This is a genomic window from Thioalkalivibrio sp. (assembly GCF_041690275.1).
In the GTDB taxonomy this organism is placed as follows: domain Bacteria; phylum Pseudomonadota; class Gammaproteobacteria; order Ectothiorhodospirales; family Ectothiorhodospiraceae; genus Thioalkalivibrio.
Genome location: NZ_JAWLHP010000003.1, coordinates 34,355 through 57,206 on the forward strand (window position 1 = coordinate 34,355; position 22,852 = coordinate 57,206).

Genomic DNA, 22,852 nt, shown 5'->3' on the forward strand with positions numbered 1-22,852 from the left:
TCCCACGAGGCCGCTCCTGCGACCCCGCCGGGGCATTGCTGATGACGATCACCGTGGGTAGTTATACCTAGGTGCTTGCCTGCCTTACACGCGGCATCGGCTCCACATTAGGCTCTTGTTTGAACGAAGCGTCGTGTCGCCGATTCCGGCGTACGGACTCCTTTCTGACAAGGCTGTGTAGGAGAACGAAGATGAGGCAAGAGGCTGACGATTGCATCTGGGTGCGCACGAATGTTCTCCTGGAAAGCGACAACGAGCCCGTGGCCCGCGTGGAGACCCGAAAGCTCTGCCGCAATGGCGTCTTCCTCGAGTACACGGGTCCCATTGCCGGCAGCACGGTTGCGATCGTCTTTCCCGAACCCTACGCCGACGGCGACGGCCACCATCTCCTGGGAACCGTTACCCGACGCTGGCCCGACGGGATCTGGATCAGTTTCCGTGACAATTCCCTGTCATCGGCCGAGATACTGATGCGCGCCGGCCCGCCCCTCATGGAAAGTGCCCACCCCCACGTTTGACGCACCTGTGCGGGCCCCTGCCGCGGGTGCTCGTCAGGGGCGGGGGGCCGGATCCGCATCAGAGAGGACCGAAGCCATCCGGCAGAGCTCGGGGATGCTCTCCGCCTCCATCTTCTCCATCACGCGTGCCCGGTATTTCTCGACGGTCCTCGGACTGATGTGGAGTTGCCTGGCGGCCTCCTTGTTGCTGAGCCCTTCGGTGACGAAGTGCAGGACCTCCGCCTCACGCCGGGTCAGCTCGGCGGCCCGACTCCGAATGTGCCCCTGCCAGTTCCGCTCTCCCCGCTGGCTCCGATCGATCTCGAGGGCGTGTTCGATGCGCTCGGTGAGCACCTCCATCGGGCACGGCTTCTCAAGGAAATCGATGGCGCCACCCCTGATTGCCCGCACGGTCGCGGGAACGGCCGCGAAGGCCGACATGAAGATCACGGGCATCGTGCAGCCCCGAGCGTTCAGCATCTCCTGGACCTCGAGGCCGCTGATGCCCGGCATCCGCAGGTCCAGCAGGAGACAGCCGGGCTGTTCCGGATCCAGGTCCGCCAGCATGTCTTCCGCCGACGCGTAGGTCCTTATCCGGTAACCGGCGAGCTCGAGGGCCAATGCCAGCGAGCGGCGCGTCGCCTTGTCGTCGTCCAGCATGAATATCGTATTCGTCTGGTCCATTCCACGTCTCCATGCACAGTCTGGAACTTCGCTGGGTGAGGGTGCCGGGTGACCTCAGGATGAAAGCTCCCGGTACACCCGCTCGACATCCTCGGCCCGGCATAATTCGGTACCCTCGCTCAGCAGCGCAGCCGCGCCTGCCGCCACCGCGTGGCGGCCGGCATCCTCGAGTGAGTCGCCCGCGGCGAGGCGCAGGACCAGCGCAGCCAGGAAACTGTCGCCGGCACCCACCGCGCTGCGGGCCTCCACCTCCGGGGCGGCGAGGTGAAAGATGCCGTCACTCGACGCAAACAGCGCGCCGTCACCGCCAAGGCTCAGCACGACGATCTCGGAGCCGTCATCTTCCAGGATCCGCCGCAACACGTCTTCCTGCTCCTCCCGGGAATCCAGGCGTGCCCCGGTGAGATCGCGCAGCTCCCGCTTGTTGGGCTTGACCAGGAAGACCCCTTCGTCCAGTGCCGCCTCCAGCGCGGCACCGGAGGCATCGACGACGCACCGGGCTCCTGCCCGCTTCGCGAGTCGGGCCACCCGGGCCGTGAAGTCGTCGGGAACCCCGTCCGGCAGGCTGCCGCTCACCACCAGGTACTCTCCTTCCGACAGCGCCTCCTCAACGCGATCCAGAGCCCCGCGCCACTCCCTATCCTGCCATTTCGGGCCTTCCAGCACGAAGCGGTACTCTTTGCCGGTGGATTCCTCGTTCACGTTGAAGCTCTGGCGGGTGTTGCCCTCGATTTCGATCGGCCGCGCCCGGTCCAGCTCGGCCTCCAGCAACCCCCGGTACACGTCGCCGATGGCGCCGCCCACGGCAAAGAGGGCGGTGGCCCTGCCTCCCAGGCGCGCGATCACGCGGGCGACATTGACGCCACCGCCGCCGGGATCAAAGCGGGCACCCGAACAGCGCAGCTTGTGTGTACTGACCACCTCGTCGACCGAGGTGCTGACGTCCAGTGCGGGATTCATCGTGAGCGTGATCACGGGTTGCATGGCATTTCCTCGGATTTCTGCGTGGGGGTGTTCACGGACACCGCAGCCGGGCTAGGACTTTGCGCCTCACTCATCCCGCGAGCCCTTTTTCGCTTCGGCCCGGGCCACGATCCGTTTCACGGCCATGAAGCTGTCCGGGCTCACCGAGATGCTGTCGATTCCCTGCTCCACCAGAAACGCGGCGAACTCGGGGTGATCGCTCGGGGCCTGACCGCACAGGCCGGTCTTTACGCCGACATCCCGCGCCTTTTCCAGCAGCTCGGCGATCGCGGCCTTCACCGCAGGATCGCGGGCATCGAACAGCGACGCGAGGAGATCGTTGTCGCGGTCGACACCCAGCACCAGCTGGGTCAGGTCGTTGGTCCCGATGGAGAAGCCGTCGACCCGGGCCCCGAAGTCGCGCGCCAGGATCACGTTCGACGGGATCTCGACCATCATGTAGATCTCCAGTCCTGCCTTGCCGCGCACCAGCCCGTGCTCCGCCATCGTGGCCAGCACGCGGTCGGCCTCGTCGACCGTTCGGCAGAAGGGGATCATCACCCGGATATTCTCCAGGCCGATCTCCTCCCGGGCGCGCCGCACCGCGGCACACTCGAGCGCGAAGGCCTCGGCATAGGGGCCGTCCACATAACGGCTCGCACCCCGCCAGCCCAGCATCGGATTGGCCTCTTTAGGCTCGAAGCCACGCCCCCCGATCAGGCCGGCGTATTCGTTGGTCTTGAAGTCCGAGAGCCGGACGATTGCGGGATTTGGCCACTGTGCAGCCGCCAGCCGGGCGATTCCCCGTGCCATGCGGTCGACGAAGAATGTCGCACCATCCTCGTAACCGCGGATCAGTTCGGCCATCGTCTTCCTCGCGGCCTTGTCCTCGACGCGATCCGGGTGCATCAGGGCCAGCGGGTGCACCTTGATGTCGTTGCCGATGATGAACTCGATTCGGGCCAGCCCGATTCCCTTCGCAGGCAGCCGCCACCAGCGGTAGGCCGCACCAGGGTTCGCGAGGTTGATCATGATGTCGGTCCGCGTGTCCTCGACCTCGTCGGGATCGGTTTCGCTGACCTCCACCTCCGATTCGCCCTCGTAGACGAACCCCCGCTGCCCCTCGGCGCAGGAGACCGTCACCTCCTGCCCGTCCTTCAGGCTCGAGCTGGCATCTCCGGCACCGACCACCGCCGTCAGACCCAGCTCCCGGGAGACGATCGCCGCGTGGCTGGTGCGTCCACCCTGATCGGTGACCAGCGCCGCCGCCTTCTTCATCACGGGCACCCAGTCCGGATCGGTCATGCCGGTGACCAGCACGTCCCCCTGGCGCAGCTTGCCGCTCTCCTCCGGGCTCTTCAGCACCCGGACCGCGCCGGTCGCCACCGAGTCGCCGATGGCCACACCCTCAACCAGTTTCTTGCCCCGGGACACCAGCCTCCAGGAGCGGAACGGTTCGTTGGCCCTCTGCGAATGCACGGTCTCCGGGCGCGCCTGCACGATGAACAGGTCGCCGCTCTCCCCGTCCTTGGCCCATTCGATATCCATCGGCTTGCCGTAATGGGCCTCGATCAGCGCGCCCCAGCGGCCGAGCGTCAGGATCTCCGGGTCCGACAGCACGAAGGCGGCGCGCTCCTTCTTCGTGGTCTCCACGGTCCGCGCGGGACTCTCGTCCCCCTTCTTGCGGGCATAGACCAGCTTGATCTCCTTGCCCCCGAGACGCCTTTCGATGATCGGCAGCAGCGGGCCCTCCGGCTTCGCCTGCGCAAGGAGTGGCTTGAACACGTGGTATTCGTCCGGATCGACGCTGCCTTGCACCACCGTCTCGCCCAGGCCCCAGGCGGCATTGATCAGGACCACCCCGGGATACCCGGTCTCCGTGTCCAGCGAGAACATCACCCCCGATCCGGCCTTGTCGGAACGCACCATCCGCTGGACCCCAACGGACAGCGCGATCTGCAGGTGATCAAAGCCCTGCCGCTCCCGATAGGCGATGGCGCGATTCGTGAACAGGGAGGCGTAGCAGTTCCGGCAGGCAGCGAGCAGGGCCTCGTGCCCCCGTATGTTCAGGTAGGTCTCGAGCTGGCCTGCGAAGCTGGCGCTGGGGAGATCCTCCGCCGTGGCCGAGGAACGCACCGCAACATCCAGCTCCTTCCTGCCGGTCTCGCGCCGCATTTCATCGTAGGCCTCGACGATCGCGTGTTCGAGGTCCTCCGGCCAGTGCCCCTTCTCGATCATGCCGCGCACTTCCGCGCCGACGGACTTCAGGTTGGACTGGTCGGATTTCAGCTTGCCCATGGCCTCTGCGATCGGGTCGCGAAGCCCGTTGTCGTCGATGAAGCGCCAGTAGGCCGCGGCCGTGGTCGCAAAGCCTCCCGGTACGCGAATGCCCTGTGCCTCGAGGGTCGCGATCATCTCGCCGAGGCTCGCGTTCTTGCCGCCCACCTCATCCGAGTCGTTCTGGGTCAGTTCCGATAGGCTTAAAATCAGCGCTTTGTCGCTCATTTTTCACGTCCTCCTGTCGTGTTTGGCGGCCCCCCGGCTCCGGCCCCCCGGGGACAGATTTATCAATCTGTCCCCCGTCCCCTCCGGCGTTCCCGTCCCTCCCCGTCCCCTCGGTTATCCCCGCGCCTCCGATGACTCGCCCAGATCCTCCAGCGCCGACTGCAGGGCCTTCACGATCTCGCGCTCGTCGCTGCCGTAGGTCTCGGGTGCGACCGGATCGCCGACGGTCACGCGTACCCGTCTGCCCGGACGCGGGAAGTGCTGCCCGGGTGCCATCACCTCCCGGGTGCCGTCGATCCAGACCGGCACCACCGGCACCGGCTGCGCGGCGAGAACCAGCCCGATCCCGGGCCGCAGGCGCTGCAGCGTGCCGTCCGGAGAACGCTGCCCTTCCGGAAACCAGATCAGCCCGTGGCCACGCGCCACGCAGGCCGCCGCCAGAGCGAGACTCCTGCGCGGTGCGGATCCGGGGTCAATCGGCAGGACCCGCGCGATCCGGCTGAAGGCCCGTGACACCCGGTTGGAAAACAGGTACTCCTGCAGGCCCGCCCAGTAGAGCGACTCGAGGTCCCGCCTGCCGAGAGCGGGCAGCAGCGCCAGGGGGTCCACGAAGCTCAGGTGACGCGGCGCGATGATGCAGGGGCCGTCGTCCGGAAGACTGCCGCGCACCTCTACGCGCATCAACAGGCGCGAGAGCACCCGCGCAGGGCCCAGCAGCAGCCAACCGACGACGCGGCGAGTCGGCCCCGGGGGTTCCAGGGCCCTTCGCTGGTCCTCGTCGAGCATTGATTCCGGGTCCTCGAGCTGCTTCTTCAGTTCGCCCCGGCCCTCCCGGGCCTCGGAGGCCCCGGCCGCCTCCTGCAGGAGGTCCCGGACCGTCTCGACCCGTTCGATCGCGGAGTCGTCGAGGTCGATACCGGCGCGATCCTGAAGCGCAAGCGTGAGGTCCACCCAGCTGAGCGAATCGATCCCCAGTTCGTCGGCGAGGCTGGTGTCCGGGGTCAGGCGAAGATCGTGGAAGCGCTCGGCGAGGTAATTCCAGGTCTTCTCCGCCCCCGGATCCGACAGCAACTGCTGGTCCTCGGGCGCCATCGACTCCGGGGAGACCGGCTCGGGTCGTGCCTCGGATACCGCGTCTTCCTTCCCCAGCTCCTCGAAGAGCTCCTCCAGCTTGTGCCGCCGCAGCTTGCCGAGGCGGGTGCGGGGCAGCGGATCGAGGGCAATGCGCAGCTCGCCCGGACGGTGATGGCTCGGCAGCTCCTTCGCCGCCTTCTTCACCACTTCCCTGACCCGTTGCTCGAGGTCCTCGCCGGTCACCTCGCGCAGCAGGTCCGACTCCGGCACCACGACCGCCGCCAGGCGATCTTCGTGCTCAAGGACGCCGATCTCCCGCACCTCTTCGATCGCCTGCAGGGTATCCTCCACCCGTTCCGGATCCACGTTCTCCCCGCCGGAGAGCAGGATCATCGAGGATTCACGACCGTGCAGGTGCAGGTAGCCGTCCTCGTCGATCTCGCCGGTGTCGCCGGTGCGGAACCAGCCGCCCTCCTCGAAGTCCTCCTCGTTCTTCCCGGGAAGATTCAGGTAGCCCGCGAACACGTTCGGCCCCCGTACCATCAGCTCGCCCCGCCCGTCCCCGGAATCGGAATCGTCGATTGCGAGTTCCACTCCGGGCAGGGGGAGACCGGCGGCCTCGAGCTTCAGGCGGTCCGGCGGATTGTAGGTGAGGATCGGAGAGGTCTCGCTGAGACCGTAGCCGGTGCCGACTTCCCAACCCAGCGCCAGCAGGTTGCGCCCGAGGTCGGGGTCCAGCGCGGCTCCGCCCGCGACCACCAGCCGCAGGCGCGGGGCCAGGCGCTTGTGCAGGCCCTTGAACAGCTTCCGTCCCAGACGCAGCCCGAGCCTGCGGCGCGCGAGCCGCGACACGCCCAGCGTCTGCCGGAACACCAGCGCGGGGATTCGGCCGCGACTCGAGACCCTGTCCTGCAGGGCCTGCCATATGGCCTCGTAAAGCCGGGGCACCCCCAGCATCACGGTCGCCTCGCCTTCCTGCAGCGCACGCACGATCTGCGGTCCCACCAGGGAGAAGGGCACGATGATCGGCGCGCCGATGGTCATGGGGATCAGGATGCCGACCGTGAAGGGATACACGTGATGGAACGGCAGCGGCACGAGCACCCGGTCGCGGTCGTCCGCGAGTTCCTGCTCGCACAGCGCCTCCACGTTGCTGCTCAGGTTCCGGTGCGTCAGTGGCACGCCCTTCGGCGGCCCCGTGGTCCCGGAGGTGTAGAAGATGGCCGCGATATCGTCCGATTCCGCGACGGATGACGCCGGTTCCTCCTTCAGGAGACCTTCCCAGGCCTCCGCGGCATCCGGCTCGGCATCCAGGAGGTAGACCGGTACATCGCCCAGACCGTCCGGCAGACGGTCCTCGAGCCTGGACGTGGTGAAGACGAAGCGCGGCTGGGAATCGGAGAGGGCATGTTCCAGGTCCTCGCGCGGCATCTGCGTGTCCAGCGGCACCAACGCGCCCCCGGCATTCATCACCCCGAGCGCGGAGACCACCCAGTCGGCACTGTTCGGAGCGAGGATCACGATCCGGTCGCCGCGCTCCAGCCCCGCTTTCTCCAGACCGGCCGCCAGCCGGCCCGCCCGTTCGAAAAGGGCCGCCCGCGAGGTGGCGTCGGAACTCTCGCGGCTCATCACGACGATCGCCGTCTGGTCCTCGGATACGGAACGGGAAGAGAGGAGCTGGTCGATGGTCTGGGCACTCATGTCATGGCGCCTCCGGAAAGGGTGACCCCGAGCAGGGATCTTCCCTGCGCTACCTGCCCCCGAACCCAGGAGCGGGCCGGTTCATAAGATCGCGGGCGCACGCGCATCGCCAACGATGTCATCACCCGGTCCACCAGCGATCAGCCCGTTGGCGCAGACGCTGGATCAGTTCGCGGTGCATATCCGCGAAATCGTGGCCTCGCGCCTGCAGCGCCAGGGCCAGTACGCAGTGCAGGTCCAGGGCCTCACCCCGGGCCACCTTACGCGGGAAGGCCGTCGCGTAGTCGCGCGGCACCCGCAGGGTCCAGTTTTCGGCATCGACGAAACCGGCCCGGTTGTAGGTCTGCTCCTGGCCGAGCAGATCGGCGAAGAACACCATGACCTGTTCTGCCGGGCTGGCGAACGCATCCGCCCACTTGGCATGCACCAGCTTGTTGCGATCCCCTGCCAATTCGCGCGCGAAGCGCTCCCGTTCCGGCGGCGTGACGAGTCGCGCGGCAAGATCCTCCGCCTCCTGCCGGGCCCGCTCACCGTCCTCCATCCACTGGCGGGCCAGATGCCAGAGTGACGGCGTGTCGTGAGTCCCGACCATGATCCAGTCCCGAGCCTCGGCGTTCTCGCTGCGATAGACGTCGTCACGGTTGCGGGGGTCCGCCTTCTGCGTCACCCGAAACCGACCCAACCCCAGGCGACCGATGACAGCCGCCACCGGATGAGGCAATGTGCTCAGCACCTCGCAGGGGATGTCCGCGCTCGAGCCGCCATGTTCCCGAACCACCTTCACCACCGTCTCCAGCAACGGCGCGTAGCGCTCGACCTGATCCGGCCGCAGCCACCGCACCCAGTCGTCCGCGTGGCGGGGAACAGACTGGTTCAACTGCGCCACCCCGACGAGCGCATAACGGGCAAGGGTCGGGTGATCGGGCAGCTGTGGCGATGAGAACAGGCGCGCGCCATGCTGCACCGCGTGATACGGATCGGGATCATCGGCGCGGTACACCCAGGGGCACACCAGACCGTGCGGGTGATCGATGCGCAGGCCATCGAGCTCCCCGAGCATCTTTTCGATCCGGGCATGCATGAAGCGGAGCACGGGACCGGCGGCACCGTCGGCATCGCGATACTGATCCGGGTCGTACACCCCGTAGCCCCAGGGCTGTCCGTCGCGATTGGTGCGGCTCGGTGGCGCCCCCATGCGGTAATCCGCCAGCAGCAATCCGCCACGGATCCACTCGTCACAGTCCGAGAGACCGACCTGGAGATCGCCGTAGAGTCTTAGCCCGAGCCTCTTCGCCTCGGAGTGGAACCGTGCGTGCTGCCGCTGCACCAGGAACTGCCCCAGGCGATAGCGTTCAAGCGCATCACGATGCGCCTCGAACAGGGCCTCCCGGCGGGATCTGCACGGGTCCGATCCCTGGCCGACATGCCGGTACAGGTCCGCATCCGGACAGGCGGGGTCGATCACCGGCCAGTGCCGATGGCGCCTCTGTCCATGGTGCCGCCAGAGCACGTGATAGAGCGCGTCGGGTTGGAGCCAGTCGCGATTCTGGGCGGTAAAGACACGTAGTTCCGCATCGAGCTTGAAGGCCCCCGGATCGCCCCGTTGCCGCGCCGCCGCGAAGTTTCGGTGGATCTCCTCCAGCATTGCGTGCCCGGCATCGAAGGCATAGCCGTGAACGCTGCGGGATCCATCATCGCAGGGGCACTCCCGGACCCGGCCTTCGAGGGCGCCGGGATCGAGCAGGCCGGCCCCTTCACCGCGGGCAGCCAGGCTGCCCGGATCCAGGTTCAGGATGTTCCGGGAGAACACGGTGCCGTTGTAGGGCGAGGGGTCGTTGCGCGGCGTCTGTCCCAAGGGGCCCAACTGGATGCTGTCGAAACCCAGGCCGCGCAGGAAGGCCAGGAATTCCAGTGCCCCCCGGCTGTAGAGCGCGCCCCGCCCGATGTCCTCGCCGGGCAGACCCGGAAGACAGCTGTCGTGGATGGCAAGCGCAAGACGTCGCTTGCCGAGCACGCGCAATGCCTCGGTGATCGCGGGGTCCGGCAATGGAACCGCGGCGCATCCCTGGCGGCTCACGACCTCCGGCATCGAAGCCTCCCGATCGGTCGCCCGGACGGATCCGACGTCGGGGCCGGAAGCAACGCGCCGGCTGCGACCGCGCAGCCGACGCGGGGCCGCAGCGCCTCACGCCCCATCATTCCCTCCGCTGCCGGTCTCCTCCAGCAGGTTCAGTAGGCCATCGACCGGGATGCCGACCCAGTCCAGGCGGTGATCCAGTTCGTAACGCAATTCATAGAGGGCCTTTTCCATCACGAACAGACGGGTCAGTCGGCTGAAGTCCCCGACATCCGCGGGAGATGCCCGACAATCCGCCACAGCCTCGCGATAACCAGCGAGAAAGGCATCAGTGCTGACCCCTTCCCAATGCCGAAGGTGCGGCAGCAGGCGTTCACGGTCGAGCGGTCGCTCGGCGGTGCAGTCCGCCAGCGCCGCGGCGCCTGCGTAGCTGAAGGAACGGAGCATTCCCGCGACGTCGCGCAGGGGCGAATGCTTGAGCCTGCGTTCCGCGATCGGGCGAATCGGCTCGCCCTCGAAATCGATGATCACGAAGTCGTTCTCGGTCAACAGCACCTGACCCAGGTGATAGTCGCCGTGATGGCGGATCTTCACCGCATCCACCTCGCGGCCGGTCCATTCCGGAATCCGCCGAAGGAATGCATCCCGGGCCTGCAGCAGGCGTTCCACCGCCGGGCTGACCTCTCCCGGCAACGCGCGCCGGCGCCCCGCGAGCAGGTCGAGACTGGCGTGCACCTCTTCGCGCACGCGGTTGCCCCAGGACTCCAGATCGCCGGACTGCATCGGTTCGGGAGCGAAGGCCGGGTCGCTGCCGGGCCTCGCCAGAGCGACATGGAGTTCGCCGGTACGCTGCCCCAGGGTATGCATCAGGCGCTGGTAGTCGACATGCACATCGGCCGTGATCTCGTCGGGACGGGCCAGGCAATCCTCGAAGTGGCGGACCAGGTAGTCGACACTGTAATTCCAGCCGTCGCCCTGGTTCGCGACATAGCCCTGGAGCAGGGCCAGGGTGGAGGGCTCTTCGTCGGGGCCCTGATATTCCACCGACCCCGCGAGGGGCGAGATGTTGGGGAACGGGGAGACCTCGGTGAGGTAGCGTCCCATTTCCAGTTCCGGGCTCAGCCCCGGCTGGATGCGCCGGTAGAGCTTGAGGAACAGTCCGTCACCGATCACCACCGTGCTGTTGGTTCCCTCGGCCCCCGGGCGGCGCAGGTTGCGGTGCGGGGTCGCGCCCGCCAGCTCCGCATAGGCCGCGCTCGGACGGAAGCGCAGCATGCCCGACCCCAGCGGCTGATCCGATGGCCTCGCCATCGCCGCGACCAGCGCGTGGACGAAATCTTCGGCCACCGCTGCGTCGTGCAGCACACCCACCCGGGCCTTCTCGCGCACGCGCGCGACCGCGGCGGGCAGCATCACCCGCACCGGATCCTCGTCGATGTCGCCCCAGACCAGACCGAGCGGAAGAAGGTAGGTCTGCGTCATGCCGCCTTCGAAGCGGCACCGCACCCACATCAGCAGCCATTCCCCGTCTGTGGCGGCCCACTGCGATACCTGTGCGACCTCCACGGCCACCAGCGCCTGTCCCTTGGCCGCAAACCACCGCTGCTCGCGCAGAAAGGCGGGCAGGACCTCGTCTTCCAGACGCTTCTTCAGCTTGACCGCAACACCGGAGGCCGCCCCGGGGCCCGGGGGCCGCGGTTCCGGCAGGAAGCTTTGCCAGCCGCCGGACAATACCAGCACCGGCAGTTCGATCGACGGCAGCATCTCCTGATGCCAGACCGGCGCCGCCGCGTCGCTGGCCAGCTCGAACCAGTAGAAGGCGTGTCCCGGCAGGGTGAGGAGATAGGGCAGATCCCCGATCGGGGGGAACGCCGTGCGTCCCATCAGCTCCATCGGCACCCTGCCCTTGAAGCGGGCCAGATCGAGTTCCACCGGCTGTGCCGAACGCGCGAGATTGGCCACGCACAGCACCGACTCTTCGCCGTATTCGCGCACGTAGGCCAGGATCTTGCGGTTGCCCGGTTGCAGAAAGCTCAGGGTGCCGCGACCGAAGGCGGGATGGACCTTGCGCACCGCGATCAGCCGCTTCATCCAGTTCAGCAGCGACGAGGGCTCCCGGCTCTGCGCCTCCACATTCACCGCCGCATACCCGTAGACGGGATCCATCATCGGCGGCAGATACAGAAACTGGGGATCGGCGCGGGAGAAGCCGCCGTTGCGGTCCGGGCTCCATTGCATCGGCGTGCGCACGCCGTTGCGATCCCCGAGAAAGAAATTGTCCCCCATGCCGATCTCGTCGCCGTAGTAGATGATCGGCGAGCCGGGCATCGACATCAGCAGGCTGTTCATCAGCTTGATCTTCTCGGGATCGTTCTCCATCAGCGGCGCAAGTCGGCGGCGGATCCCGACGTTGACGCGCATGCGCGGATCCGCCGCGTAACGCTCGTACATGTAGTCGCGCTCGCGGTCGGTGACCATCTCCAGGGTCAGTTCGTCGTGGTTGCGCAGGAAGATGGCCCACTGGCAGGTATCGGGGATCTCCGGGGTCTGGCCCATGATCTCCAGGATGGGATAGCGGTCCTCCTGCGCCACGGCCATGTACATGCGCGGCATCAGCGGGAAGTGATAGACCATGTGGCATTCGTCGCCATCGCCACAGTATTCCCGGGCATCCTCGGGCCACTGGTTCGCCTCCGCCAGAAACATGCGCGCGCCGTAGTGTTCGTCCACCTCCGCGCGCATGCGCTTGAGAACGGCGTGGGTCTCCGGCAGGTTCTCGTTGTTGGTCCCGTCGCGCACGCAAAGGTAGGGAATGGCGTCCAGGCGCAGCCCGTCGACGCCCATGTCCAGCCAGAACCGCATGAGCCGGATCACGGCCTTCACCACCTCCGGATTGTTGTGATTCAGATCGGGCTGGTGGTGGAAGAACCGATGCCAGTAATAGGCGCCGGCGGCGTCGTCCCAGGTCCAGTTCGAGACCTCGCTGTCGGTGAAGATCACCCGGGTCTCGGGAAACCTCTCCCTGCTGTCACTCCACACATAAAAGGCATGCTTGCGACTGCCCGGCGGGGCCTTGCGGGCTGCCTGGAACCAGGGGTGCTGATCGGAGGTGTGGTTGATCACCAGTTCGGTGATCACGCGCAGGCCGCGGCGGTGGGCCTCGCGCATGAAGGCGCGGAAGTCCCTGCGGGTGCCGTAATCGGGGTGGATGTTGCGGTAGTCGGCAATGTCGTACCCGTCATCGCGCATGGGCGAGGGATAGAAGGGCAACAGCCACAGGGTGTTGACGCCGAGATCCTGGATGTAGTCGAGCTTGCTGGTCAGGCCCGGAAAATCGCCGATGCCATCGTCGTTGCTGTCCAGGAACGCCTTGACATGCATCTGGTAGATAATCGCGTCCTTGTACCAGAGCGGATCGTCCTGCATGCCGGGCTCCTGCGCGGTCATCGAGTTCCACCTCGTCATAGGTAATAGTCGAAATCCTGCTCGGTCCGCAGCCGTCTCCTGAGGCGGAATATATGGGCCGCACCGGCCCGCGGATCGAGCTTCACGAAGTTGCGCGGCCCGTGCCACAGATGCCGCGAATTGCCGAGCAGGTCATGCACCTGGTAGGGCTGCGCCGGATCCAGACCCCATTCCTCCAGCGGGACTTCCACGTATCCCGACTGTGTGTGCACGGGATCGAGGTTGACCACGACGAACACCACATCGCCCTCCTCCTCCGCGGTCTTGCTGAAACACAGCATTTCCTCGTTGTCGATGGCGTGGAAGCACAGATTCCAGTCATGCTGCAATGCCGGATTCTGACGACGGATGCGATTCAGGCGGGTCAGGTAATCCCTGAGGCTGTCGGGTCGTTGCAGATCCCACTGCCTGATCTGGTACTTCTCGGAATCGAGATACTCCTCGGAGCCCGGCTCCCGGGCCCGGGTTTCGACCAGTTCGAAGGCCGGACCGTAGATGCCGTAGCTGGCGCCCAGGGTCGCCGCAAGCGTCGCACGGATCATGAACGCCGGGCGACCGCCGAACTGCAGGTACTCGGGCAGTATGTCCGGCGTATTGGGCCACAGGCTGGGGCGCAGATATTCCCGTCCCTCGCCGCGCGTGAGCTCGGTGAAATACGCGGTCAGCTCGTGTTTGGTGTTGCGCCATGGAAAATAGTTGTAGGACTGGCTGAAGCCTCTCTTGGCCAGTCCGTGCAGCACGGCCGGCCTTGCGAACGCCTCGGCCAGGAACAGGGTTTCGGGAAAGTCGCGCTGTATCGAGGCGATCGCCCACTCCCAGAACGCGAAGCTCTTGGTGTGGGGATTGTCCACCCGAAAGATCCTTACCCCCTGCTCGATCCAGAAACGGAAGATGCCCTCGAGTTCGAGCCACAGGCCCTGCCAGTCGGCGGTCTCGAAATCGAAGGGGTAGATATCCTGGTACTTCTTCGGCGGATTCTCCGCATACTGCACGCTGCCGTCCGGCCGGTGGCGGAACCACGCCGGGTGCTCCTGCACATAGGGATGGTCCGGGGCGCACTGGAAGGCGATGTCCAGCGCGATCTCCAGCCCGTGGTCCCGGGCACTTGCGACGAGCCGGCGAAAGTCCTCCAGTGTCCCCAGCGCCGGGTGCACACTCAGATGCCCGCCCTCCGGGGCGCCGATGGCCCAGGGACTGCCCGGATCATCGGGACCCGCCGCCAGCGTGTTGTTGGGTCCCTTGCGCCGGATGCGGCCGATGGGATGGATCGGCGGGAGGTAAAGAACATCGAAGCCCATCCCGGCGATGTACGGAAGCCAGTTCTCGCAGTCGCGGAAGGTACCGTGGCTATCGTCGGTCGCCCCGCAGGAGCGCGGAAACACCTCGTACCAGGCGCCGAACCGTGCCCGCTCCCGCTCCACGGTCACCCCCAGCTCCGGCGAGGACACGGTGGCCAGGCTGCGATCGGCATGGCGTTCCATCAACTCACCGAGGGTGGTGCCCGTCGCCAGCGCCATGCGTGCATCCGGATCGGTGCCGTTGGCCAGCGTTGCCGCCGTCTCCGCCAGGACCTCCGCATCGGCGCCCATGGCCCGCTCCGCAGTCCGCGCCACCAGTTCCGCGCCCATCAACAGCGCCACATGAATGTCTTCCGGCTCGGTGCGGCGCTCCAGGTCATGGCGCCAGGACAGGAAATGGTCCACCCAGGCCGTGACGGTGTAGACATAGCGCCCGAGATCCGGGACCGTGAACTCAGCGCGCCACCAGTCGTTGCGCCCCGGCACCATCGGCGTTTCGTGCCACTGCACGCCATCCTCGCGCCGATGGCGCAGCACGCACCGGATCCGGTCATGGCCGTCAGTGAAGGCCCGGGCCTCGACGCACACGGATTCGCCCACGCTGCGCCTGATCGGAAAGCGTCCCCCGTCCACCCGCGGCCGAACGGTTTCGATCGCCACGCGGCGCCGACCTTCCTCGGGAAACACGCGTGTCATCGGCCGTCAGTCTCCCGGTTTCAGAAACAGGACCGCCAGCGGGGGCAGGTCGAGGATCAGCGAATGGTAGTGGCCGTGCGCGCCCACCGGCGCGGCCTCCACGCCGCCCCGGTTGCCCCGCCCGCTGCCGCCGTAGGTGCGGGCGTCGCTGTTCAGCATCTCCCGCCACCACCCGCCACGGGGAACCCCGAGTCGGTAATTCTCCCGGGGCACGGGCGTCAGGTTGCAGACCACCAGGACGATATCGTCGGGATCCCGCGCCTTGCGCAGGAAGCTCACCGTGCTCTCCTCGACATCCTGATGGTCGACCCACTCGAAACCGGCCGCAACGAAATCCTGCTCGAACAGGGCGGGCTGGCTCCGGTAGAAGTGATTCAGATCGCCCAGCCAGTGCCGGAGGCCGCGGTGTGCGGGCTGCTCCAGCAGCTCCCAGTCCAGCCCGCGGTCGTGGTCCCATTCGCGCCACTGGCCGAACTCGCACCCCATGAACAGCAGCTTCTTGCCGGGGTGTCCGTACATGTATCCGAACAGCGCCCGCAGGTTCGCGAACTTCTGCCAGTCGTCGCCCGGCATCTTGTTGATCAGCGAACCCTTGCCGTGCACCACCTCGTCATGGGACAGGGAGAGGGCGAAGTTTTCGTCGAATGCATAGGACAGACTGAAGGTCAGCCGTTCATGGTGATACTTGCGGTAGAGGGGATCGTTCGCGAAATAGGCCAGCGTGTCGTGCATCCAGCCCATGTTCCACTTCATGCCGAAGCCCAGGCCGCCCACATAGGTCGGCCGCGTGACCATCGGCCACGCGGTGGACTCCTCGGCGATGGTCTGGGTGTCAGGCAGATCCCGGTAGACCGCCTCGTTCAGATCGCGCAGAAAGGTGACTGCGGCCAGGTTTTCGCGGCCGCCATGCTCATTGGGAATCCACTCCCCCTCCTTGCGGCCGTAGTCGAGATAGAGCATGGAGGCCACGGCATCCACGCGCAGTCCGTCCAGATGGTATTTCTGCAGCCAGAACAGCGCGCTGCTGAGCAGAAAGGACCGCACCTCGTGCCGTCCGTAGTTGAAGATGTAGCTCTGCCACTCGGGATGGAAACCGCTCTTGGGATCGGCATGCTCGAAGAGATAGGTGCCGTCGAAGTAGCGCAGTCCGTGTTCGTCGTCCGGAAAATGCGAAGGCACCCAGTCCGCGATCACGCCGATGCCGTGCTGATGCAGGCGATCCACCAGGAACATGAAGTCCTGGGGTGTTCCGTAGCGCGCGGTCGGGGCGAAATAGCCGGTGGTCTGGTAGCCCCAGGAACCGAAGAACGGATGCTCGGTGACCGGCATGAATTCCACGTGGGTGTAGCCGAGCTCGTCGAGATAGGCCGGCAGCCAGTCCGCGAGCTCCCGGTATCGGGGCAGACGGTCCTCTTCCCCGGTTGCGTTCCGCCAGGATCCGAGGTGCATCTCGTAGATGGACCAGGGTGCGTCCAGCGCGTTGGCCCGATGGCGGCGCTCCATCCATGCGGCGTCATTCCAGGAATAGTCCAGCCCCTGGGTCCGGGAGGCGGTGCCGGGAGGTTCCTCCCAGGCGAACGCGAAGGGATCCCCCTTGTCGGCGGCATAGTCGCCATACCGCGACACCACATGGAACTTGTACCGTTCTCCCGCCCCGAGGCCCGGGATGAACGCCTCCCAGATGCCGGATCCGTCGCCGCGGAGCTGCAGCGGATGAGTGCCGGGACGCCAGTGATTGAAGTCGCCGATGACCGAGATCTCACGTGCATTCGGCGCCCACACCCCGAAGCTGACTCCGCCCGTCCCGTCGACCTCGCGGAGATGAGCGCCAAGCCCTTCGTAGAGGCGGGTATGTCGTCCCTGCCTGAACAGGTAGATGTCGTGGTCGCTCAGCATGGGCACCCCGTAGCGGACCGGTGGAATGGCGTTGGTCATCGAGCTCCCTCCCCGCTCAGCTCCGCGAGCGCCCCCTGATGCTGTTCCGGGCGATCGGTGTCGGCGGCTCCCCTCCGATTCTCGTCACGCACGCGTTCCTCGGGTTTCAGCAGCCGGAAGCAGCAGCGGTCACCGGGGGCCAGCTCACGGTAGTGACCGCGATATGCAACCGTGATCGATCGGGTGGTGTACGCGCCGCTTCGGATCTCCAGCTGGTCGTGGTCGGCCTTGACCTCCAGCGTCTGATTCCGGTAATGGAGCCGTACCTGCACGCGGTGCAGTTCCGGGGGGAATGCCGGATCGAAGTGCAGCACGTTGCCCCGGGTGCCAATACCCAGGTAGCAGCGCTGGACCAGGTCCACGCTCCCCGCCATCGCACCGACGTGGATGCCTTCCGGGGTCGTGCCACCCTGGATATCCCTGATGTCGCTGTCCAGGACCCGCTGGAAGAGGTCCCAGGAATGCGACCGGTCGGAACGCGCCATCACCCAGGAGTGCACGACCTGACTCAGGGTCGAACCATGCGAGGTCCGATGCGCGTAATACTCGACGTTGCGCGGGATGGCCTCCGGGTCGAAGGGATAGCCGAGCTGCTCGAAGAGCATCGTCAGTTCCTCGGCCGAGAAGAGATAGAACAGCATCAGCACGTCGGCCTGCTTGGAGACCTTGTAGCGGTTCGGCGAATCGCCCTCCGCCTCCAGAATGCGGTCCAGGCGCCGGATGTCGCCGTATCGCTCCCGGTAGCCGTCCCAGTCGAACTCCTGCAGGTCCTCGTAACCCTCGAACTGGCTGATGATCCCGTCTTCGTGCATCGGCACGCGCAGTTTGCGGCTGACCTCGTACCACAGATCCAGTTCCTCGTCCGACAGGGCCATGCGTTCGCGGATCTCGTGCCAGTGGATCTGTGGCAGCAGGGCGATCACGTCACGCGCCCGGGTCAGCACCCAGGCGGCCATCACGTTGGTGTAGGCATTGTTGTCGACCCCGCCCTCGTCTTCGGGATCCACTCCCGGATAGGCAGTGTGATACTCGTCCGGCCCCATCACCCCCTTGATCTCGTAGCGATCCAGCGCAGCGTTGTAGACCGACGCGCTGGCCCAGAAGCGGGCGATCTCCAGCAGCATCTCCGCCCCGTAGAAATTCATGAATTCCGCATCATCCGAGGTCTGGAAGTACTTCCAGATGTTGTAGGCGATCGCCGAGTTGATGTGGCGCTGCCGGTGCGAGGTGTCCGGCAGCCAGCGCCCCGAAGCCGGGTTCAGATGCAGCCGCTGGGTCTCTTCGCGGCCGTCGCTGCCGCTTTGCCAGGGATACATTGCACCCCGGAAACCGGCCTCCAGCGCCGCCCGCCGGGCCTCACCGAGGCGGCGGTGGCGATAGCGCAGCAGCGCTCGTGTCAGCATCGGAATGCGCAGGCTCAGGAAGGGGAAGATGAACAGTTCGTCCCAGAAGATGTGCCCGCGGTAGGCCTCTCCGTGCCAGCCGCGCGCGGGAACGCCGGTGTCGAGATCCACCGAGTGTTTCGAGGCGGTCTGCAGCAGGTGAAAGATGTGGATGCGCAGCTTGAGTTCCGTCGCCGGGGCCGCGTCATCCTCGAGGGTGATGTCGCATTCCTCCCAGAGGTGTCTCCAGGCCATCTCGTGCCGGGAACGAATCGCGTCGAAACGGCCGGCACGACCGACCGCCCGCAATGCCTCGATCCCGGGTTCGGAGATTGCCCCGTCGCGGGACGAATACAGCGCAACCAGCTTTTCCACCTCGATCGCATCCCCTTCGGACAGATCGAGCGCGATCTCCTGCGCCACACTCCGGTCCTCAATGATCGTTCGCCGATCGGCATCGACCTCGGCACCGTCCCGGTACACGCGGGTCTGCGCGGCCTGGGCAAGTCCGAGCCGGGACTGATTGGTGCGCGTGCGGATAAACAGGGTGCCCTCGCCCCGATGATCCGCCTCGAGGACCTCGAGATGCCGGTTCTCGAGACCCCGGTAGCGTTTCACCCCGTCGTTGACCACGCTGCCGTCGAGGGAGGAACGCACGGTGATCGGTCCCGACCAGTCCTCGGCGGTCAACTCGACGCGGAGGGCCGAGAGGTGGGGCGAGGCCATGCTGACCAGTCGGGACTCACGCCACAGCGTCGTGCGGCCCTCGGGATCACGGAAACGAAGGCTGCGCCGCAACAGACCGCGCACGACGTCGAGTTCCTGGTCGACGGAGAGGATCTCCGTGTCATCCAGCCGAAACCACTCGCCCTCGCCGATACGGAAGGTCAGGGGCAGCCAGTTCGGCAGGTTGACCAGGTCCTCGTTCTCGACCCTGCGCCCGGCGACATCGCTGACCAGGCGGTTGTAACCACCGGCCAGATAGCTCCCCGGATAGTGGGCGTCGTCTGCGCGCGCGTCCGGCGCGGCGCCGCGCGTGGCGCAATACCCGTTACCCAGCGTGCAGAGCGCCTCCCGGAGCCGCTCCTGCTGGGGCCGGTAACCCGAATAGCGCAGTGACCACTCACCTCGCCTCGTATCGCGCATCCTTGGCGCCCCGGGCGCCTGCGCGACCAGGATCCCCGCCAGCGACTGCAGGAGACGCTTCACACCGCGCACATCGTCGACGGTGTAGTCGGCCGCGGTCGGACGCGTTTCATCATACTGGACCGCGACACAGATTCCCTGCCCGGCAAGCGCGCGGAAGGCATCCTCGTCGGTGATGTCATCCCCGACGTAGACCGGTACGCTGTCCGGGCGCTCGGCGCTCAGCTCGCGGATGATCCACTGCACCGCCTCGCCCTTGTTCCAGTGGATGTCGGGGCGGATCTCCATCACCTTCTTGCCGCGACCCGACCGGAGCTTGGGGTGCGCCTCCAGGATCTCCCGGACGACCGCGATCAGCCGGTCCACCTCGGCGGCGTCGACGCGCCGGTAGTGGACGGCGATCGAGAAGCGCTTGCGTTCCAGCGAATGCCCTTCGATGCCGGTCAGCCGCTCCCTCAGCTCCTGTTCCACCGCATCGAGTTCCGGCAGAAACTCGCTGCCCTTCTCAAGCCGGTGTTCGTTACCCCTCGGGCCGGCAATCTCGAACCCGTGACTGCCCGCCAGCCAGACGGAATCGAGCGCAACCAGCTCCCGCAGTTTCGCAAGGTCGCGGCCACTTACGATCACCACGGGGCAATGGCGCGCGAGTGCCGCCACTGCCGCGCGCAGGTCTGCAGGAAGGAAGGCCTTGGTGTGATCCTCGACGATCGGGGCCAGGGTGCCGTCATAGTCGAGGAACGCGGTGGCGCGCCCGCCCTCGAGCCGGACAACGAGGTCCCTTTCGTGCTCGAGGGCATCGGGGAGGCTGTCGAGGGTGCGCAGGACCAGTCCCTCTGCCTGGCTGTAGCGAAGCTCGGCCAGGTCGGCCACGACGAGGTCAGCCTGCTCCTGAAGCAGATCCTCGCCCTGATCGTCGCGTGCCACGCCAATCACGGGTCGAAAGCCACCCCGCACGCCCGCCTCGACCCCGATGACGGCATCCTCGAAGACCGCACAGGCGTCGGGCGCGACCCCGAGCAGCCGCGCCGCCTCCAGCAGCATCGCCGGCTCCGGTTTGCCGCGGATGTCCAGGCGCAGCAGGTCGTTGCCGTCGACCCGGGCGTCGAAGCGGTCGACGAGTCCCGCGCTGCGCAGCACGGCTTCGGCATTGCGACTGGAGGAGAACACCGCGACCGGGACTCCGCCGTTCCGCAGCGCCTCGATGAGCCTGAGCGTGCCCGGGAACGCGTGCACGCGGTGTTCCTGCAGCCAGTCGTGAAAATAGCGATTCTTGCGCTTGCCGAGGCCGGCGACGGTCTCCTCGTCGGGTCCATCCCCGTCGTCGCCCTCCGGCAGTTCGATCCCGCGCGCGTCGAGAAAGCTGCGGATGCCTTCGGCGCGAGGACGTCCATCCACGTAGCGGCGGTAGTCCTCGCCGGCATCGAAGGGCTCGAACCGCTCGCCGAGCCGTTCCGCACGCGCCTCGAGATATTCGTCGAACAGGCGCTTCCAGGCGGCCGCATGGGCCCGCGCCGTGTCCGTCACGACCCCGTCCATATCGAAAAGGGCCGCGTCGATCGATGACCTCCATTTCGCCCCGTCCCTCATCTGGGCCTCCGGTCAATGTGGAAACTGCGTGTGGCGTCTTCGGAAACCGGCCCGTCCTGCAGGGAGGGCTGGGTCGAAGAGCGACCGCGGCAATGGCCGTGTCCAAACCGGGACACCCTGCCCAAGGCAGGCATCCCCGCATCGTCCTGCGCGTACCCCGGTAGACAGGGAAACCCGGTCTTTCGTTCCTGGCGCTGGTGCACACGCGGGCGACATGCCACGATTCGCGGTTTGAGACAGGTGATCGCGATGCCGCAAGACTCTGCCGACAGGATCGTATCTGCGCGTCACGAGTCCCCTTCCCGGGCGGGGGGATCCGGTTGAAGGTCGCCGGGATCCCGCCGTCGCCGTCACCCCGACCGCCGGCACGGGCATGAGGCCGGGACGCGCATTCCTCTTCGGACTGGTGGCTGTCTACCTGTCGGTGGCCACCTACCACCTCTACAAACCGCTTCCCGACGGACTCGATGTCGCCACACCCTATCGGCCGGCGGAGGATGTCGAGTTCCTCGTCGATTCCACCTGGATGAACTCGAACGGCGATCGCCACACCGAGCACGAGATATTCGACGCCGTGCTGGAGATGATCGCACAGGCCGAGTCGCTGATCGTGGCGGACTTCTTTCTGGTGAACCGGTTTGCCGGGGCCGTCGACGATACGCATCGACCGCTCTCGAGACAGTTCGCCAACGGACTGACCGAACGCCACGCCGAGCGGGCAGAAATCGCGGCACTGCTGATCACCGACCCCTTCAACACCCTTTACGGCGGCGTCGAGCAACCCCTGTTCTCGCGGCTCGAGGCGCACGGGATCGATGTGATCGAGACGGATCTGCAGGCCCTGCGGGATCCCAATCCCCTGTGGTCGGCGGCCTGGCGCATCTGCTGTCAGTGGTTCGGCAACAGCCCGCGTGGCGGTTGGCTCCCGAACCCGGTGGGCGACACGCCCGTGACCCTGCGGACCTATCTCGCGCTGCTGAACTTCAAGGCGAACCACCGCAAGACGCTGGTCGCGGATGGGCCGGAGGGCTGGACCGGCCTGGTCACCTCCGGAAATCCCCATGACGCCAGCAGCCGCCACGACAACATTGCCCTGCGTTTCCGGGGCGACGCGGCAATCGATCTGCTGCACACCGAGCGGGCGGTCGCGGCGTTTTCGAACGGCGTGCAAATGGCCTTCCCCGATCCGCCCGAGGCCAACGAGGCCAACGAGGCCGTGGACTCGTCCGTCCGGATCCGGATCCTGACCGAATCGCGCATCCGCGACGCCGCACTGGAGATGATCGATGGCGCCGGCCAGGGGGACCGGCTGGAGCTTTGGATGTTCTATCTGTCGCACCGGGCCATCGTGAAGTCCCTGATTGCCGCGCAGCAGCGCGGCGTCGCACTACGGGTGCTTCTCGATCCGAATCGTGATGCATTCGGCCTCGAAAAGCGCGGGATCCCCAACCGGCAGGTCGCGCTGGAGCTGAACGCGGCGGGTGTGCCGGTGCGCTGGTGCAACACCACCGGCGAACAGTGCCACGCGAAGATGCTGCTGCACCGCACTCCGACGGGAGAAGCCAACCTGCTCGCGGGCTCCGCGAACTTCACCCGGCGCAACCTCGACAACTTCAACCTCGAGACCAGCGTACAGGTTCGGGCCGAGCCGGGATCCCGGGTGATCGCCGATGCCGCCGGGATCTTCGATGCCCGCTGGTACAACGAGCAGGACCGGATGCACACCCTCCCCTACGAGAAATATGCCGATGATTCCCGACTGCGTTACTGGCGCTATCGGTTGATGGAGGCCACCGGCCTGTCCTCATTCTGATCCGCGCCACGGGTGCGACCCGATCTCCG

General features: G+C 66.5%; 11 protein-coding genes. 2 read left to right on the forward strand and 9 right to left on the reverse strand.

Translation table 11 applies throughout. The annotated features are described in order from the left end of the window. Positions 1-191 precede the first annotated feature (191 nt). Positions 192-518, forward strand: a complete 327-nt coding sequence (locus ACESMN_RS00895; RefSeq protein ID WP_373051698.1) for a hypothetical protein — start codon at positions 192-194, stop codon at positions 516-518. Positions 519-551: 33 nt separating this feature from the next. Here ACESMN_RS00895 and ACESMN_RS00900 read toward each other — a convergent pair whose 3' ends face one another. The 9 genes from ACESMN_RS00900 to otsB all read right to left on the reverse strand — a co-directional run bounded on the left by ACESMN_RS00900 (position 552) and on the right by otsB (position 21,010). Then, on the reverse strand, positions 552-1,181 hold the full coding sequence (locus ACESMN_RS00900; protein WP_373051699.1) for a response regulator transcription factor: 630 nt from the start codon (positions 1,179-1,181) through the stop codon (positions 552-554). A gap of 54 nt (positions 1,182-1,235) precedes the next feature. After that, positions 1,236-2,165: a 1-phosphofructokinase family hexose kinase gene (locus ACESMN_RS00905; protein WP_373051700.1), complete on the reverse strand. Its 930-nt coding sequence runs from the start codon at positions 2,163-2,165 to the stop codon at positions 1,236-1,238. A 66-nt stretch (positions 2,166-2,231) separates the two neighbouring features. Then, positions 2,232-4,649, reverse strand: coding sequence for a phosphoenolpyruvate synthase (gene ppsA / locus ACESMN_RS00910; RefSeq protein WP_373051701.1), 2,418 nt, complete (start codon positions 4,647-4,649; stop codon positions 2,232-2,234). A 114-nt stretch (positions 4,650-4,763) separates the two neighbouring features. Next, positions 4,764-7,424 (reverse strand): AMP-binding protein, encoded by a 2,661-nt coding sequence (locus tag ACESMN_RS00915; RefSeq protein ID WP_373051702.1) that lies wholly within the window; start codon positions 7,422-7,424, stop codon positions 4,764-4,766. 121 nt (positions 7,425-7,545) lie between these two features. Next, positions 7,546-9,513: a 4-alpha-glucanotransferase gene (locus ACESMN_RS00920; RefSeq protein ID WP_373051703.1), complete on the reverse strand. Its 1,968-nt coding sequence runs from the start codon at positions 9,511-9,513 to the stop codon at positions 7,546-7,548. 96 nt (positions 9,514-9,609) lie between these two features. After that, positions 9,610-12,927 (reverse strand): maltose alpha-D-glucosyltransferase, encoded by a 3,318-nt coding sequence (gene treS / locus ACESMN_RS00925; RefSeq protein ID WP_373051704.1) that lies wholly within the window; start codon positions 12,925-12,927, stop codon positions 9,610-9,612. A 35-nt stretch (positions 12,928-12,962) separates the two neighbouring features. Further along, positions 12,963-14,960: an alpha-1,4-glucan--maltose-1-phosphate maltosyltransferase gene (locus ACESMN_RS00930; RefSeq protein WP_373051705.1), complete on the reverse strand. Its 1,998-nt coding sequence runs from the start codon at positions 14,958-14,960 to the stop codon at positions 12,963-12,965. A 6-nt stretch (positions 14,961-14,966) separates the two neighbouring features. Further along, entirely contained in the window at positions 14,967-16,895 is a 1,929-nt protein-coding gene (gene glgB / locus ACESMN_RS00935) for a 1,4-alpha-glucan branching protein GlgB (RefSeq protein ID WP_373051706.1), read from the reverse strand. Beyond that, positions 16,892-21,010, reverse strand: coding sequence for a trehalose-phosphatase (otsB, locus tag ACESMN_RS00940; RefSeq protein ID WP_373051707.1), 4,119 nt, complete (start codon positions 21,008-21,010; stop codon positions 16,892-16,894). The genes glgB and otsB overlap by 4 nt, the downstream gene beginning before the upstream one ends. Positions 21,011-21,383: 373 nt before the next feature. Here otsB and ACESMN_RS00945 point away from each other — a divergent pair, with 373 nt between their 5' ends. Continuing rightward, positions 21,384-22,823, forward strand: a complete 1,440-nt coding sequence (locus ACESMN_RS00945; protein WP_373051708.1) for a phospholipase D-like domain-containing protein — start codon at positions 21,384-21,386, stop codon at positions 22,821-22,823. Positions 22,824-22,852: the final 29 nt, after the last annotated feature.